Source organism: Streptomyces sp. Sge12 (assembly GCF_002080455.1).
In the GTDB taxonomy this organism is placed as follows: Bacteria; Actinomycetota; Actinomycetes; order Streptomycetales; family Streptomycetaceae; genus Streptomyces.
On sequence record NZ_CP020555.1, the window covers coordinates 3384732 to 3398073 of the forward strand.

The 13342-nt window shown below is 67.3% G+C and carries 18 protein-coding genes; all 18 read right to left on the reverse strand.

Annotated features, from left to right (window positions below):
* Positions 1-18 precede the first annotated feature (18 nt).
* Complete coding sequence (rplM, locus tag B6R96_RS14765; RefSeq protein WP_008739660.1) at positions 19-462, reverse strand: 50S ribosomal protein L13; 444 nt, start codon at positions 460-462, stop codon at positions 19-21.
* A 231-nt stretch (positions 463-693) separates the two neighbouring features.
* Positions 694-1947, reverse strand: coding sequence for a glycosyltransferase family 87 protein (locus B6R96_RS14770; protein ID WP_081525111.1), 1254 nt, complete (start codon positions 1945-1947; stop codon positions 694-696).
* A gap of 70 nt (positions 1948-2017) precedes the next feature.
* Positions 2018-3646: an ATP-binding cassette domain-containing protein gene (locus B6R96_RS14775; RefSeq protein ID WP_037861131.1), complete on the reverse strand. Its 1629-nt coding sequence runs from the start codon at positions 3644-3646 to the stop codon at positions 2018-2020.
* 49 nt (positions 3647-3695) lie between these two features.
* A complete protein-coding gene (gene truA, locus B6R96_RS14780; protein WP_081522676.1) occupies positions 3696-4547 on the reverse strand; it encodes a tRNA pseudouridine(38-40) synthase TruA in 852 nt (283 codons plus the stop codon).
* 99 nt (positions 4548-4646) lie between these two features.
* Positions 4647-5108, reverse strand: coding sequence for a 50S ribosomal protein L17 (gene rplQ, locus B6R96_RS14785; protein ID WP_030154710.1), 462 nt, complete (start codon positions 5106-5108; stop codon positions 4647-4649).
* A 104-nt stretch (positions 5109-5212) separates the two neighbouring features.
* Positions 5213-6235: a DNA-directed RNA polymerase subunit alpha gene (locus tag B6R96_RS14790; RefSeq protein ID WP_007265920.1), complete on the reverse strand. Its 1023-nt coding sequence runs from the start codon at positions 6233-6235 to the stop codon at positions 5213-5215.
* A 196-nt stretch (positions 6236-6431) separates the two neighbouring features.
* Positions 6432-6836 carry a 30S ribosomal protein S11 gene (gene rpsK / locus B6R96_RS14795; RefSeq protein ID WP_003956432.1) on the reverse strand — a complete coding sequence of 135 codons (405 nt, stop codon included), beginning with the start codon at positions 6834-6836 and terminating at the stop codon, positions 6432-6434.
* A gap of 54 nt (positions 6837-6890) precedes the next feature.
* Complete coding sequence (rpsM, locus tag B6R96_RS14800) at positions 6891-7271, reverse strand: 30S ribosomal protein S13 (RefSeq protein ID WP_007265919.1); 381 nt, start codon at positions 7269-7271, stop codon at positions 6891-6893.
* A gap of 200 nt (positions 7272-7471) precedes the next feature.
* On the reverse strand, positions 7472-7585 hold the full coding sequence (rpmJ, locus tag B6R96_RS14805) for a 50S ribosomal protein L36 (protein WP_003956441.1): 114 nt from the start codon (positions 7583-7585) through the stop codon (positions 7472-7474).
* A gap of 73 nt (positions 7586-7658) precedes the next feature.
* Positions 7659-7880, reverse strand: coding sequence for a translation initiation factor IF-1 (infA, locus tag B6R96_RS14810; protein ID WP_003956442.1), 222 nt, complete (start codon positions 7878-7880; stop codon positions 7659-7661).
* Positions 7881-8018: 138 nt separating this feature from the next.
* Complete coding sequence (map, locus tag B6R96_RS14815; RefSeq protein ID WP_030008476.1) at positions 8019-8870, reverse strand: type I methionyl aminopeptidase; 852 nt, start codon at positions 8868-8870, stop codon at positions 8019-8021.
* A 104-nt stretch (positions 8871-8974) separates the two neighbouring features.
* Complete coding sequence (locus B6R96_RS14820; protein WP_030388855.1) at positions 8975-9622, reverse strand: adenylate kinase; 648 nt, start codon at positions 9620-9622, stop codon at positions 8975-8977.
* Positions 9622-10935, reverse strand: a complete 1314-nt coding sequence (secY, locus tag B6R96_RS14825) for a preprotein translocase subunit SecY (RefSeq protein WP_030388856.1) — start codon at positions 10933-10935, stop codon at positions 9622-9624. Before secY ends, B6R96_RS14820 begins: the two co-directional genes overlap by 1 nt.
* Positions 10936-11122: 187 nt before the next feature.
* On the reverse strand, positions 11123-11578 hold the full coding sequence (gene rplO / locus B6R96_RS14830; RefSeq protein ID WP_030008473.1) for a 50S ribosomal protein L15: 456 nt from the start codon (positions 11576-11578) through the stop codon (positions 11123-11125).
* Between the two features lies 1 nt (position 11579).
* Positions 11580-11762 (reverse strand): 50S ribosomal protein L30, encoded by a 183-nt coding sequence (rpmD, locus tag B6R96_RS14835; protein ID WP_005313525.1) that lies wholly within the window; start codon positions 11760-11762, stop codon positions 11580-11582.
* A complete protein-coding gene (gene rpsE, locus B6R96_RS14840; protein WP_030388857.1) occupies positions 11762-12364 on the reverse strand; it encodes a 30S ribosomal protein S5 in 603 nt (200 codons plus the stop codon). Before rpsE ends, rpmD begins: the two co-directional genes overlap by 1 nt.
* A gap of 45 nt (positions 12365-12409) precedes the next feature.
* A complete protein-coding gene (rplR, locus tag B6R96_RS14845; RefSeq protein WP_030008471.1) occupies positions 12410-12793 on the reverse strand; it encodes a 50S ribosomal protein L18 in 384 nt (127 codons plus the stop codon).
* A 2-nt stretch (positions 12794-12795) separates the two neighbouring features.
* Positions 12796-13335 (reverse strand): 50S ribosomal protein L6, encoded by a 540-nt coding sequence (rplF, locus tag B6R96_RS14850; protein WP_030008470.1) that lies wholly within the window; start codon positions 13333-13335, stop codon positions 12796-12798.
* Between the last annotated feature and the right edge of the window lie 7 nt (positions 13336-13342).

The window sequence follows — 13342 nt, forward strand, 5'->3', positions numbered from 1 at the left end:
CTTAGGGGGTGGCCGGAACTACTGCGCGACCTGGGTGATCTCGAACGGCACCGGCTGCTGGGCAGCGTGGGGGTGCTGGTCGCCCGAGTAGACCTTCAGCTTCGAGAGCATCTGACGGCCCAGGGTGTTCTTGGGGAGCATGCCCTTGATGGCCTTCTCGACGGCCTTCTCCGGGTTGTTCGCCAGGAGGTCGTCGTAGCGCACCGAGCGGAGACCACCCGGGTAGCCGGAGTGGCGGTAGGCCATCTTCTGCGACGCCTTGTTGCCGGACAGGTGAACCTTGTCGGCGTTGACGATGATGACGAAGTCGCCCATGTCCATGTGGGGGGCGTAAGTCGGCTTGTGCTTACCCCGCAGGAGGGCAGCGGCCTGGGTCGCCAGACGGCCGAGGACAACGTCCTGGGCGTCGATGACGAGCCACTGGCGCGAGATGTCGCCGGGCTTGGGGCTGAACGTACGCACGCGTATGCCTTCGCTTCTTCGGTGGTGGTTATCCCAAGGGCGCAAGCCCCACGGGAAGGTCCTGACAGGGTCACCACGGACGATCACGACAGCCCTCATTCGCAGCGGGGACGCACCCGCGCGAACTGCTGGTCATCGGTCCGGTGGACCGGCGCAAGGCCCTTTCACGTGAGAATGAGAAAGCCAATACGCATAACAAACCAGCAGGATACCCAAGCAGACCCGTACGGGTCAAAACGCGGTCCGCGATGCCGATTCTGCTGGCGTCGCGGCGCACTCCGGTTCGGTCCTGGGTGGGGACCCCGCAGTTGTTACGGGCTCCAGAGTAACCCGCCCGGAGCGCAGTGCACGACGCGCCATCATGATCGCGAGCCCGCAGAGGGTGGCGCAGTCCTTGAACGCCCGCCGCTTGTGGGCCAGCTCCGACGGCCACGGGACCAGGGCCACCTGGGGCGTCAGGGCCAGCCAGAACCAGGGCGAGCGGGGCATCGAGCCGGCCCGCACCCCCGAGGCCAGCAGCAGCGGGAGCACCACCAGGAGGTAGTGGTCGAAGGAGGGACGGGAGACCAGAAATGCGGCGAGCATCACCATGCAGGCCGTCTCCACGAGCCGCAGCTCCCCCTGGTCCGCATCGTCCGGCCGCCGCCAGCGCCGCCAGGCGCCCCACAGCCCGGCCGCGGCACCCGCGAAGGCCACCACCACCGCCACCGGCTCCGGCACCCCCAGCCGCGGCAGCACGGCGATCGGAGAGGCGTCCCACGGCAGGGCGTAGGAGTCCTGCCCCTGCAACAGGAAGGGCAGCGTCTTGGTGAAGAACAGCGACGGACTGGGCATCATCAGCGCGCCGGCGAGCGAGACCCCCACCGGTACCAGCACGGCCACGGCCAGCGCCCGCCACTGCCGGGCGAACAGGAACAGCAGCCCGATCGGCACCAGCATCGGCTTGCAGGCGATCGCCAGCCCGATCACCAGGCCGGCCGCCCCCCACGACCGCCGCCGCGCGAGCAGCAGGGCCACCGGCAGCGCGGCCGCCGAGATGGCCGTCCAGTTGCCGATCAGCACGAGGTTCACGTACGGCTTGTAGGCGAGGGCGAAGACCGCGAGACCGCAGACCGCGAACCGCGAGCGCAGCGGCACCGCGAAAAGCCGCAGCGCGGCCAGCCAGCCGATGCCCAGCAGCCCCGACATCCCGACGGGCAGCACCCACCGCAGCACCGTGTGCGGCAGCAGCGCCTCCGGAACCGCCATGATCACGGCGCTGGGCAGGTAGAGGAACCGCTTGTCCTCGTAGGGGGACCCGCCGGCCAGCAGCGTCTCGGCGGCCTTGACCACGAAGGCGTTGTCCGAGCCCCAGTTCTCCCGCAGGCTCGTGGAGACCGCGATCCCGAGGAGCACCGCGAGCGAGGCGAACTGCCAGAACCGGGAAGCCGGCCGCAGCAGCCAGTCGACCAGCCGGTTCCCGGACGTCTGGTTCTCCCACTTCATCAGCCAGATGCTCGGCCGCAGCCCCACGACGCCTGCCCCTCACTCCACCGGAGGGGGCGACGGTCTCCCCCTAGCGCTTGCGTTCGACTCTACGTTCGTCCCAGACGGGTTCCTGAGTCTCCCGCACAACACCGTCCGAACCGAAGACCAGGTAACGGTCAAATGTGCGCGCGAACCACCGGTCGTGCGTGACGCACAGCACAGTGCCGTCGTAGGACTCCAGGCCGTCCTGGAGCGCCTCCGCGGACTCCAGGTCCAGGTTGTCCGTCGGCTCGTCCAGCAGCAGCGCCGTGGTGCCCGCCAGCTCCAGCAGCAGGATCTGGAAACGTGCCTGCTGGCCGCCGGAGAGCTTCTCGAAGGGCTGCTCGCCCTGGCGCTCCAGCTCGTAGCGGCGCAGGGCCCCCATCGCCTGGCCCAGGGGCTTGGCCGCCTCCGTCCACAGGATGTCGACGAGGGTGCGGCCGAAGAGCTCCGGGTGCGCGTGCGTCTGCGCGAAATGGCCGGGAACCACCCGTGCGCCCAGCTTCCAGGCGCCCGTGTGCTTGACGTCCTCGCCCGCCAGCAGCCGCAGGAAGTGCGACTTGCCCGAGCCGTTCGAGCCGAGCACCGCGACCCGCTCCCCGTAGAAGACCTCCAGGGAGAACGGCTTCATCAGCCCCGTGAGCTCCAGGTTCTCCACGGTCAGCGCCCGCACGCCGGTCCGGCCGCCCTTGAGCCGCATCTTGATGTCCTGCTCGCGCGGCGGCTCCGGCGGCGGGCCGGCCTCCTCGAACTTCTGGAAGCGGGTCTGCATCGCCCGGTAGCGCGAGGCCATGTCGGGGCTGGAGGCGGCCTGATTGCGCAGGCGCAGCACCAGGGCCCTCAGACGGGCGTGCTCCTCGTCCCAGCGCCGCTTGAGCTCCTCGAAGCGCGCGAAGCGCTCCTTGCGGGCCTCGTGGTACGTGGCGAAGCCGGAGCCGTGCACCCACACGTCGCTGCCCGTCGGGCTCGCCTCCAGGCTGATGATCTTCTCCGCGGCCTGGGTGAGCAGTTCCCGGTCGTGGCTGACGAAGAGCACCGTCTTGCGGGTGGCCTTCAGCTGCTCCTCCAGCCAGCGCTTGCCCGGGACGTCGAGGTAGTTGTCCGGCTCGTCGAGCAGCAATACCTCGTCGGGCCCGCGCAGCAGCGCCTCCAGCACGAGCCGCTTCTGCTCACCGCCCGACAGCGTGCGCACCTCGCGGAACTGCGCGGAGTCGTACGGGATGGCCAGCGCGGCCATCGTGCAGACGTCCCACAGGGTCTCCGCCTCGTAGCCCTGGACATCGGCCCAGTCGCTGAGCGCCTGGGCGTACGCCATCTGCGCGGCCTCGTCGTCGACCGTGAGGATCAGCTGCTCGGCGTGGTCCACGGCCTTCGCGGCCTCCCGGATCCGCGGCTGGGCCACGGAGACCAGCAGGTCCCGCACGGTCGTCTCGTCCCGTACGGAGCCCACGAACTGCGACATCACGCCGAGCCCACCGCTGATGGTGACCCCGCCGCCGTGCGGCTGGAGCTCCCCGGAGATCAGCTTGAGCAGGGTGGTCTTGCCGGCGCCGTTCGCCCCCACCAGGGCCGCCACCGACCCCTCCCCGACCCGGAAGGAGACGTCGGGGAGCAGGACCCGCCCGTCGGGAAGGTAGTACTCCAGGTGGCTGGCTTCGAGATGTCCCATGCCGCGCATTGTCCAGGCCGGGCCCCGATCCGCCCAAACGGATTAGGCGGGCACGCGCTCAGCAGCAGCCGGCGCCCGGCAGGGTCCGCATGTTGCGCGCTTCCTTGCTGCGGGCGGCCAGCAGCTCGTCCGCCGGGTAGCCGACCTCCTCCAGGGTCAGCCCGTGCGGCTTGACCACGTGCACCGAGGAGTCCCGTACGCCGGCCGCCAGCACCTTGCCGGGCCAGTCGGTGGGCCGGTGCCCGTCCCCGACGTGCAGCAGGGCGCCGACCAGCGAGCGGACCATGTTGTGGCAGAAGGCGTCCGCGCGGACGGTCGCGGTGATGATCCCGTCCTCGGCGCGCTCCCAGCTGAGCTGCTGGAGCGTACGGATGGTCGTGGCGCCCTCGCGCTTCTTGCAGTACGCGGCGAAGTCGTGCTCGCCGAGCAGCGGGGCGGCGGCCTCGTTCATGGCGTCCACGTCGAGCGGCCACTGGTGCCACAGCACGTGCCCGCGGCGCAGCGGGTCGACGCCGCCCCGGTGGTCGCCCACGCGGTACGCGTAGCGGCGCCAGATGGCCGAGAAGCGCGCGTTGAAGCCCTCGGGGGCCTCGGCGACCTTCCACACCCGTACGTCGTGGGGCAGCCTGCCCGCGAGGCGCCGCAGCAGCAGACCGCCGTGCTCGGCCCACACCTCCTCGGCGAGGTCGAACTGCGCGACCTGACCGCGGGCGTGCACCCCCGCGTCGGTCCGCCCGGCCACGGTCAGCTCGACCGGCTCGGACAGCCGCATCACGGTCTGCAGGGCCGACTCCAGCTCGCCCTGGACGGTCCGCAGCACGCGCTGCTTCGCCCAGCCGGAGAAGTCCTTGCCGTCGTAGCTCAGGTCCAGCCGCACCCGGACATGCCCGGGCTCCACCTCGTCACTCACGTGACCGATCCTCTCAGAATCACCCATATGCAGAACGGGCCCGCCCCGGAAGGGGGCGGGCCCGTTCAGAGCCGTTCAAGCAAGCGTGATCCCGGGGGATCAGGCCTCCTTGGTCTCCTCGGCGGGGGTCTCGACAGCCTCCGCCTCCTTGACCGCGCGCTTGGTGGCGGCCTCGGCCTCACCGGTGGCCTGCTGGGCGACCGTAAGGGCCTCGACCAGCTCGATCACGGCCATCGGGGCGTTGTCGCCACGACGGTTGCCGATCTTGGTGATGCGCGTGTAACCACCGGGGCGGTTCTCGTAGCGCGGGGCGATCTCGGTGAACAGCGTGTGCACGATGCTCTTGTCCGTGATCGTCTGCAGCACCAGGCGACGGTTGTGGATGTCGCCCTTCTTGGCCTTGGTGACCAGACGCTCGGCGTAGGGACGCAGGCGACGGGCCTTGGCCTCGGTGGTGGTGATGCGGCCGTGCTCGAAGAGCGCCTTCGCGAGGTTCGCGAGGAGGTGCTTCTCGTGCGCGGCGGAGCCGCCCAGGCGGGCACCCTTTGCGGGACGCGGCATTGTTACTCCTTCAAATCTGCACCGGCCGTGTCAGGTACCGGAGTCAGTTCCCTCAAGCGGTCGCGAGAGGGGGTGTGGGGGGCGCGAGCCCCCCACAAGCTTTTCTAGTACTGCTCGGTCTCGACGAAACCGGCGTCCGCGTCGTCGTCGGCGCCGAAGGCGTCGGCGGCGGCGGTCGGGTCGAATCCGGGCGGGCTGTCCTTGAGGGCCAGGCCCATGCCGGCCAGCTTCGCCTTGACCTCGTCGATCGACTTCGCACCGAAGTTGCGGATGTCGAGCAGGTCGGCCTCGGAGCGGGCGACGAGCTCACCCACGGAGTGGATGCCCTCGCGCTTGAGGCAGTTGTACGACCGAACGGTGAGCTCGAGCTCCTCGATCGGCAGCGCCAGGTCGGCGGCCAGGGCGGCGTCCGTCGGGGACGGGCCCATGTCGATGCCCTCGGCGTCGATGTTGAGCTCGCGCGCCAGACCGAACAGCTCGACCAGGGTCTTACCGGCGGACGCCATGGCGTCGCGCGGGCGCATGGCCTGCTTGGTCTCGACGTCGACGATCAGCTTGTCGAAGTCGGTGCGCTGCTCGACTCGGGTCGCCTCGACCTTGTAGGTGACCTTGAGGACCGGGCTGTAGATGGAGTCGACCGGGATACGGCCGATCTCCTGGCCCAGCTGCTTGTTCTGGACGGCGGAGACGTAGCCGCGACCGCGCTCGACGGTCAGCTCCATCTCCAGCTTGCCCTTGCCGTTGAGCGTGGCGAGGACCAGGTCCGGGTTGTGCACCTCGACACCGGCCGGGGGCGCGATGTCAGCAGCGGTGACCAGGCCGGGACCCTGCTTGCGCAGGTACATCACGACCGGCTCGTCGTGCTCCGAGGAGACGACCAGCTGCTTGATGTTGAGGATGATGTCGGTGACGTCTTCCTTGACGCCCGGCACGGTGGTGAACTCGTGCAGGACGCCGTCCACGCGGATGCTGGTGACAGCGGCACCCGGGATGGAGGACAGGAGGGTACGGCGCAGGGAGTTGCCGAGGGTGTAACCGAAGCCCGGCTCCAGGGGCTCGATCACGAACCGCGAGCGGTACTCGTCGACGACCTCTTCGGTCAGCGAAGGACGCTGAGCGATAAGCATGTCTGTGTTCCTTCATTCGTGGACGCCCACTATTTGACGCCCGACGGAGTGCAGCACGGGGCTGCGGACTACAAGGGTACGGGCGGCACGTCCCCCGCGAGGGGTTCGTACCGCCCGGACACTCAAGAACGCACAGGTGCGTCCGCTGCTTCAGACGCCGTTTCCCGCTTCGGTGAAGCGAGAAGTCCGGCAGTCGTCAGACGCGGCGGCGCTTCGGCGGGCGGCAGCCGTTGTGCGGGGTGGGGGTGACGTCCTGGATCGAGCCGACCTCGAGGCCGGTGGCCTGGAGGGAGCGGATCGCGGTCTCGCGGCCGGAGCCCGGACCCTTCACGAAGACGTCGACCTTGCGCATGCCGTGCTCCTGCGCGCGGCGGGCGGCCGACTCGGCAGCCATCTGCGCGGCGAAGGGGGTGGACTTGCGCGAGCCCTTGAAGCCGACGTGGCCGGCGGAGGCCCAGGAGATCACGTTGCCCGAGGGGTCCGTGATCGAAACGATGGTGTTGTTGAACGTGCTCTTGATGTGGGCGTGCCCGTGAGCGACGTTCTTCTTTTCCTTGCGGCGCACCTTCTTGGCAGCGCCCTGACGACCCTTGGGGGGCATCTAAATCTCCTACGGGAGGTGGTCGGTCCTACAGCGCAAGACCGCTGAACAGGACTACTTCTTGCCCGGCTTCTTCTTACCGGCGATCGCGCGACGCGGGCCCTTGCGGGTACGCGCGTTGGTGCTGGTGCGCTGACCGTGCACCGGCAGGCCACGACGGTGGCGGATGCCCTGGTAGCACTGGATCTCGATCTTGCGGCGGATGTCGCCCTGGATCTCGCGGCGGAGGTCACCCTCGGTACGGAGGTTGGCGTCCACGTACTCGCGGATCTTGACGAGGTCCTCTTCGGCCAGGTCACGAACGCGGGTGTTCGGGTTCACGCCGGTGGAGGCGAGGATCTCCTTGGACCGGGTGCGCCCGATACCGAAGACGTAGGTGAGTGCGATCTCCACGCGCTTTTCGCGCGGGATGTCAACACCGGAAACGCGTGCCATTCAATGGCTCCTGTGTGTTCGGGGGTCTTCAGCAGAACCGACCCCGACCGCCGACCACCCGAAAGTGGGTGATGGTACGCCCGGGTCCCCGGCCCCCGCCGGAGGTACCGCCGGCCCCGTACAGGGCTGGGCGGGTTCTGCGTATGTACGTTTTCTTACGTCGCGCGAAGAACTGCGGAAGGCAGGTCGGTCGGCGTGCGTCAGCCCTGGCGCTGCTTGTGGCGCAGGTTGTCGCAGATGACCATGACCCGACCGTGACGGCGGATCACCTTGCACTTGTCGCAGATCTTCTTGACGCTCGGCTTGACCTTCATGTTGGTGAGGTTCTCCGGGTCAGTGCCACCACCCGCACCGGGACGGATGCCCAGGCAGGAGTGAGAGCAAGATCTACTTGTATCGGTAGACGATCCGGCCACGCGTCAGGTCGTACGGAGAGAGCTCCACAACGACCCGGTCATCGGGGAGGATGCGGATGTAGTGCATGCGCATCTTGCCGCTGATGTGCGCGAGGACCTTGTGACCGTTCTGGAGTTCCACCTTGAACATCGCGTTCGGGAGGGACTCGATCACGGTGCCCTCGATTTCGATGGCACCTTGCTTCTTGGCCACGCTTCGCCTTTCGAATCGGCTACCTTGATCGACTCCGTGCGCCATGCAGACATGGAAGTGCACGAGAGCCGACGAGTCAGTCTACGTCAGGGCACCCAGAAAGACGAATCCGGAAAGTTTGCCCCAGAGTCTAGATCATTAACCGAGGGGGTCCGGAGCCGTCGTGACTCCGTACTCCGCCAGCTTCGCCTTGCCGCAGTCCGGGCTGGTCAGGACGATGGGCCCGGCTTCCGTCAGCGCGATGGAGTGCTCCCAGTGCGAGGACCAGGTGCCGTCCGTCGTGATGACCGTCCAGTCGTCCGAAAGGACCTCCGTCTGGGCGGTTCCCAGGGAGACCATGGGCTCGATCGCCAGGCAGACGCCCGGAACGAGCTTGATCCCCTTGCCCCGCTTGCGCGAGACGTAGTTCAGCAGGTGCGGGTCCATGTGCATCTCGGACCCGATGCCGTGGCCGCCGTAGTCCTCGATGATCCCGAACTTGCCGAGGCTGTGCTCACCGGTGGTCGGACGGGGCTGGCGCTTGATGTACGTCTCGATCGCCTTGGAGATGTCCACGAGGCGGTTGCCGAGCTTCATGGCGGCGATACCGGCCCACATGGACTCCTCGGTCACCCGGGACAGCTCCACGAGCTCAGGGGCGTGCCCGGTGCCGACGAAGGCGGTGTACGCGGCGTCGCCGTGCCAGCCGTCCACGATCGCGCCGGCGTCGATCGAGATGATGTCGCCGTCCTTGAGGACGGTCTTGTCGTCCGGGATGCCGTGGACGACGACCTCGTTCACCGAGGTGCAGATCGTCGCGGGGAAGCCGCCGTAGCCGAGGAAGTTCGACTTGGCACCGGCGTCCGCGATGACCTTGCGGGCCACCATGTCCAGATCCCGCGTCGTGGCGCCCGGCACGGCCGCCTCACGGGTCGCAGCGTGGATCGCGGCGACGACCAGCCCTGCCTCGCGCATCTTCGCGATCTGCTCGGGGGTCTTGATCTGGACCATGGGAAGTGCCTTCCACCTTCGGATCTGCGTTGTTCGGGTCTTTTCAACAGTACGGCCGCGATGTCCTGGGGACACCGCGGCCGTACCTGCACAAGAAAGGGCTACTACTTCTTGAGGGCGTCCATCGCGCGCTTGGTGACGTCCGCGACCTCACCGAGGGCCGGGATGGTCACCAGCAGGCCCTGGGCCTTGTAGTAGTCGATGATCGGCTCGGTCTGCGTGTGGTAGACCTCCAGCCGGTTGCGGACCGTGGCCTCGGAGTCGTCACCGCGCTGGTAGAGCTCGCCGCCGCAGGTGTCGCAGACGCCCTCGGCCTTCGGCGGGGCGTACGTCACGTGGAAGACGTGCGAGGAGTCGTTGCGGCAGATCCGCCGGCCGGCGATCCGCTTGACGACCTCGTCCTCCTCGACCTCCAGGTCGAGGACGGCGTCGAGCTTCATGCCCGCGGCCTGGAGCATCTCGTCGAGGGCCTCGGCCTGCGAGACGTTGCGCGGGAAGCCGTCGAGCAGGAAGCCGTTCACGGCGTCCGGCTGCTCCATACGGTCCTTCGCCATGCCGATGGTCACCTCGTCGGGGACCAGGTCGCCGGCGTCCATGAACGCCTTCGCCTGCTTGCCCAGCTCGGTGCCCTGGCTGATGTTGGCCCGGAACAGGTCGCCCGTGGAGATGTGCGGAATCGACAGGTTCTTGGCAAGGAACGCGGCCTGCGTTCCCTTGCCCGCACCGGGCGGTCCAACGAGGACGATTCGCATCAGCGGAGGAACCCTTCGTAATTACGCTGCTGGAGCTGGCTCTCGATCTGCTTCACGGTTTCCAGACCCACACCCACGATGATCAGGATGCTCGTCCCGCCGAACGGGAAGTTCTGGTTCGCTCCGAAGCCGGCCAACGCCATCGTCGGCACAAGAGCGATGAGACCCAGGTACAGCGACCCCGGCCAGGTGATCCGGTTGAGTACGTAGCTGAGGTACTCGGCGGTGGGTCGACCGGCGCGGATGCCCGGGATGAACCCACCATACTTCTTCATGTTGTCTGCAACTTCCTCGGGGTTGAACGAGATCGCCACGTAGAAGAACGCGAAGAAGACGATCAGGAGGAAGTACACCGCGATGTAGTACGGGTGGTCGCCCTTGACGAAGTGCTTCTGGATCCAGACGGCCCAGCCCGCGGTGGACCCGCTGAACTGCACGACCAGTGCCGGGATGTAGAGCAGCGACGAGGCGAAGATGACGGGGATGATGCCCGCCTGGTTCACCTTGAGCGGGATGTAGGTCGACGTACCGCCGTAGGCACGACGGCCGATCATGCGCTTCGCGTACTGGACCGGGATCCGGCGCTGCGCCTGCTCGACGAAGACCACCAGGCCGACCATCGCGAGGCCGACGAGCATGACGACGCCGAACTCGACCCAGCCGTCGGCGATCTTGCCCTGGAGCTTGATCTGCCAGAGGGCGCCGATGAAGCCGGCGGCGATCGAGATGAACATGAGGATCGACATACCGTTGCCGATGCCGCGGTCGGTGATGAGCTCACCGAGCCACATGACGACACAGGTACCGGCGGTCATGGTGACGACCATGACGACGGTGGTGAAGATCGACCGGTCGGGGACGATATCGCGAGCGGCCGAGCAGCCCTGGAACAGGGCGCCCGTGCGGGCCGTGGCGACGAGGCCCGTGCCCTGCAGGATCGCCAGCGCGACCGTCAGATAGCGCGTGTACTGAGTGATCTTCGCCGTGCCGGACTGGCCCTCTTTCTTGAGGGTCTCCAGCTTCGGGATGACCACGGTCAGCAGCTGCAGGATGATGCTCGCCGTGATGTAGGGCATGATGCCGAGCGCGAAGATCGTGATCTGCAGCAGCGCACCGCCGCTGAACATGTTGACCAGACCGAACAGCCCGTTGCTGCTGCCTGCCTGGTCGACACAGATCTGAACGTTCTTGTAGCTCACGCCGGGAACCGGGATGTGGGACCCGAGCCGGAACAGCACGATGATGCCGAGCGTGAAGAGCAGCTTCTTGCGCAGGTCGGGCGTCTTGAACGCCCGGGCGAACGCGGTGAGCACGGTGCCTCCTGCGACCCCCGCGCTACTGCGTCAGAGGTGACGGTCTGAGGGATCGACGAATACGACAAAGCAAAGGTGCACGCCACCTTACCGGCGAGTGTGCCTCCCGTGGAACGACCGACCGGGGATGCCCCATATGTGAGGCATCCCCGGTCGGGTTTCGAGCTATTCAGCCACTGAAATCGTCTTAGACGAGCTCGGTGACGGTGCCGCCGGCAGCGGCAATCTTCTCCTTGGCGGAGGCGGAAACGGCGTCAACCGAAACCTGCAGCGCCACGGAGATCTCGCCCTGGCCCAGGACCTTGACGAGGCTGTTCTTGCGAACCGCGCCCTTGGCGACCAGGTCGGCCACCGTGACTTCTCCACCCTCGGGGTAGAGAGCGCCGAGCTTGTCCAGGTTCACGACCTGGAACTCGGTGCGGAACGGGTTCTTGAAGCCCTTGAGCTTCGGCAGGCGCATGTGGAGGGGCATCTGCCCACCCTCGAAGCGCTGCGGGATCTGGTAACGGGCCTTCTGGCCCTTCGTACCACGACCGGCCGTCTTACCCTTCGACGCCTCACCACGACCGACACGGGTCTTCGCGGTCTTGGCGCCGGGGGCGGGACGGAGGTTGTGGGCCTTCAGCGGGCTGTTCTCAGCCATGTTAGTCAACCTCCTCAACCGTCACGAGGTGGCGGACGGTGTGCACCATTCCGCGGAACTCGGGGCGGTCCTCCTTGACGACCACGTCGTTCAGGCGCTTGAGCCCGAGCGAACGCAGAGTGTCGCGGTGGTTCTGCTTGCTGCCGATGTACGACTTCGTCTGCGTGATCTTGAGGCGAGCCATTACGCACCCGCCCCAGCACGTGCACGAAGCAGAGCCGCGGGGGCGACGTCCTCGAGGGGCAGACCACGGCGAGCCGCGATCTCCTCGGGACGCTGCAGGCCCTGGAGGGCCGCCACGGTCGCGTGCACGATGTTGATCGCGTTGTCGGAGCCCAGGGACTTCGACAGGATGTCGTGAACGCCGGCGCACTCCAGAACGGCGCGCACCGGGCCACCGGCGATAACACCGGTACCGGGGGAAGCAGGCTTCAGCAGGACGACGCCCGCAGCCTTCTCGCCCTGGATCGGGTGAGGGATGGTGCCCTGGATGCGCGGAACCTTGAAGAAGTTCTTCTTCGCTTCCTCGACACCCTTGGCGATGGCCGCGGGAACTTCCTTGGCCTTGCCGTAACCGACACCTACAGTGCCGTCACCGTCGCCCACCACGACCAGCGCGGTGAAGCTGAAGCGGCGACCACCCTTGACAACCTTGGCGACGCGGTTGATCGCGACAACGCGCTCAACGTAAGCGGTCTTCTCGGCGGCAGGGCCACCGTCGCGACCCTTCCGGTCCCGCCGCTCGCCGCCACCGGCACCGCTTCCGCGGCGCTGGGGTCCAGCCATTGGATTACCTCTCTCTGTTACGTCCGTGAGTCCCGGAACCGGGGCTTAGAACTTCAGCCCGGCTTCGCGGGCGGCGTCAGCCAGAGCGGCAATGCGCCCGGCGTATCGGTTGCCACCGCGGTCGAACACAACGGTCTCGACACCCGCAGCCTTGGCACGCTCGGCGACGAGCGCGCCGACAGCCTGGGCCTGCGAGCTCTTGTCGCCTTCGCCACCGCGGATCGAAGCGTCCAGGGTCGACGCGGACGCCAGGGTGTGACCCTGGAGGTCGTCGATGACCTGAGCAACGATGTTGCGGTTGGAACGCGTCACGACGAGGCGCGGACGCTCCGCCGTACCCGAGACGTTCTTGCGGATGCGGATGTGGCGGCGAGCCTTGGCAGCGCGCTTGTACGCGTCGCCCTTGGCGATCTTCACACCGTATGCCATGGCTACTTACCAGCCTTTCCGACCTTGCGGCGGATGACTTCGCCGGCGTACTTGACACCCTTGGCCTTGTACGGGTCGGGCTTCCGCAGCTTGCGGATGTTGGCGGCGACCTCGCCGACCTTCTGCTTGTCGATGCCCTCGACCGTGAACTTGGTCGGCGACTCGACCTTGAAGGAGATGCCCTCGGGCGCCTCCACCAGGATCGGGTGGCTGTAACCCAGCTGGAACTCCAGGTTGGAGCCCTTCGCCAGGACACGGTAACCGACACCGCTGATCTCGAGAGCCTTGACGTATCCCGTGGTCACACCGGTGATCATGTTCGCCACCAGCGTGCGGGACAGGCCGTGCAGGGCCTTGTTCTGACGCTCGTCGTTCGGACGGGTGACGTTCAGAACGCCGTCCTCGCCCTTAACAACGGCGATGGGAGCCTTGACGGTGTGGGAGAGGGAACCCTTGGGGCCCTTCACCGCGACCGTGCTGCCATCGATGGTGACGTCCACACCGGCGGGAACCTGGATGGGGAGCTTGCCGATTCGCGACATTGCTTTT

Bases quoted from the DNA above. Each gene is read 5' to 3' on its own strand.
- rplQ (WP_030154710.1), bottom strand. From the start codon at position 5,108: ATGCCGCGTCCCGCAAAGGGTGCCCGCCTGGGCGGCTCCGCCGCGCAC.
- B6R96_RS14775 (WP_037861131.1), bottom strand. From the start codon at position 3,646: ATGCGCGGCATGGGACATCTCGAAGCCAGCCACCTGGAGTACTACCTT.
- rplO (WP_030008473.1), bottom strand. From the start codon at position 11,578: ATGGCTGAGAACAGCCCGCTGAAGGCCCACAACCTCCGTCCCGCCCCC.
- B6R96_RS14790 (WP_007265920.1), bottom strand. From the start codon at position 6,235: ATGCTTATCGCTCAGCGTCCTTCGCTGACCGAAGAGGTCGTCGACGAG.
- rpmD (WP_005313525.1), bottom strand. From the start codon at position 11,762: ATGGCTCGCCTCAAGATCACGCAGACGAAGTCGTACATCGGCAGCAAG.
- rplR (WP_030008471.1), bottom strand. From the start codon at position 12,793: ATGGCATACGGTGTGAAGATCGCCAAGGGCGACGCGTACAAGCGCGCT.
- rpsK (WP_003956432.1), bottom strand. From the start codon at position 6,836: ATGCCCCCCAAGGGTCGTCAGGGCGCTGCCAAGAAGGTGCGCCGCAAG.
- rpmJ (WP_003956441.1), bottom strand. From the start codon at position 7,585: ATGAAGGTCAAGCCGAGCGTCAAGAAGATCTGCGACAAGTGCAAGGTG.
- map (WP_030008476.1), bottom strand. From the start codon at position 8,870: ATGGTCCAGATCAAGACCCCCGAGCAGATCGCGAAGATGCGCGAGGCA.
- rpsM (WP_007265919.1), bottom strand. From the start codon at position 7,271: ATGGCACGCGTTTCCGGTGTTGACATCCCGCGCGAAAAGCGCGTGGAG.
- rplF (WP_030008470.1), bottom strand. From the start codon at position 13,335: ATGTCGCGAATCGGCAAGCTCCCCATCCAGGTTCCCGCCGGTGTGGAC.
- B6R96_RS14820 (WP_030388855.1), bottom strand. From the start codon at position 9,622: ATGCGAATCGTCCTCGTTGGACCGCCCGGTGCGGGCAAGGGAACGCAG.
- B6R96_RS14770 (WP_081525111.1), bottom strand. From the start codon at position 1,947: ATGAAGTGGGAGAACCAGACGTCCGGGAACCGGCTGGTCGACTGGCTG.
- rpsE (WP_030388857.1), bottom strand. From the start codon at position 12,364: ATGGCTGGACCCCAGCGCCGCGGAAGCGGTGCCGGTGGCGGCGAGCGG.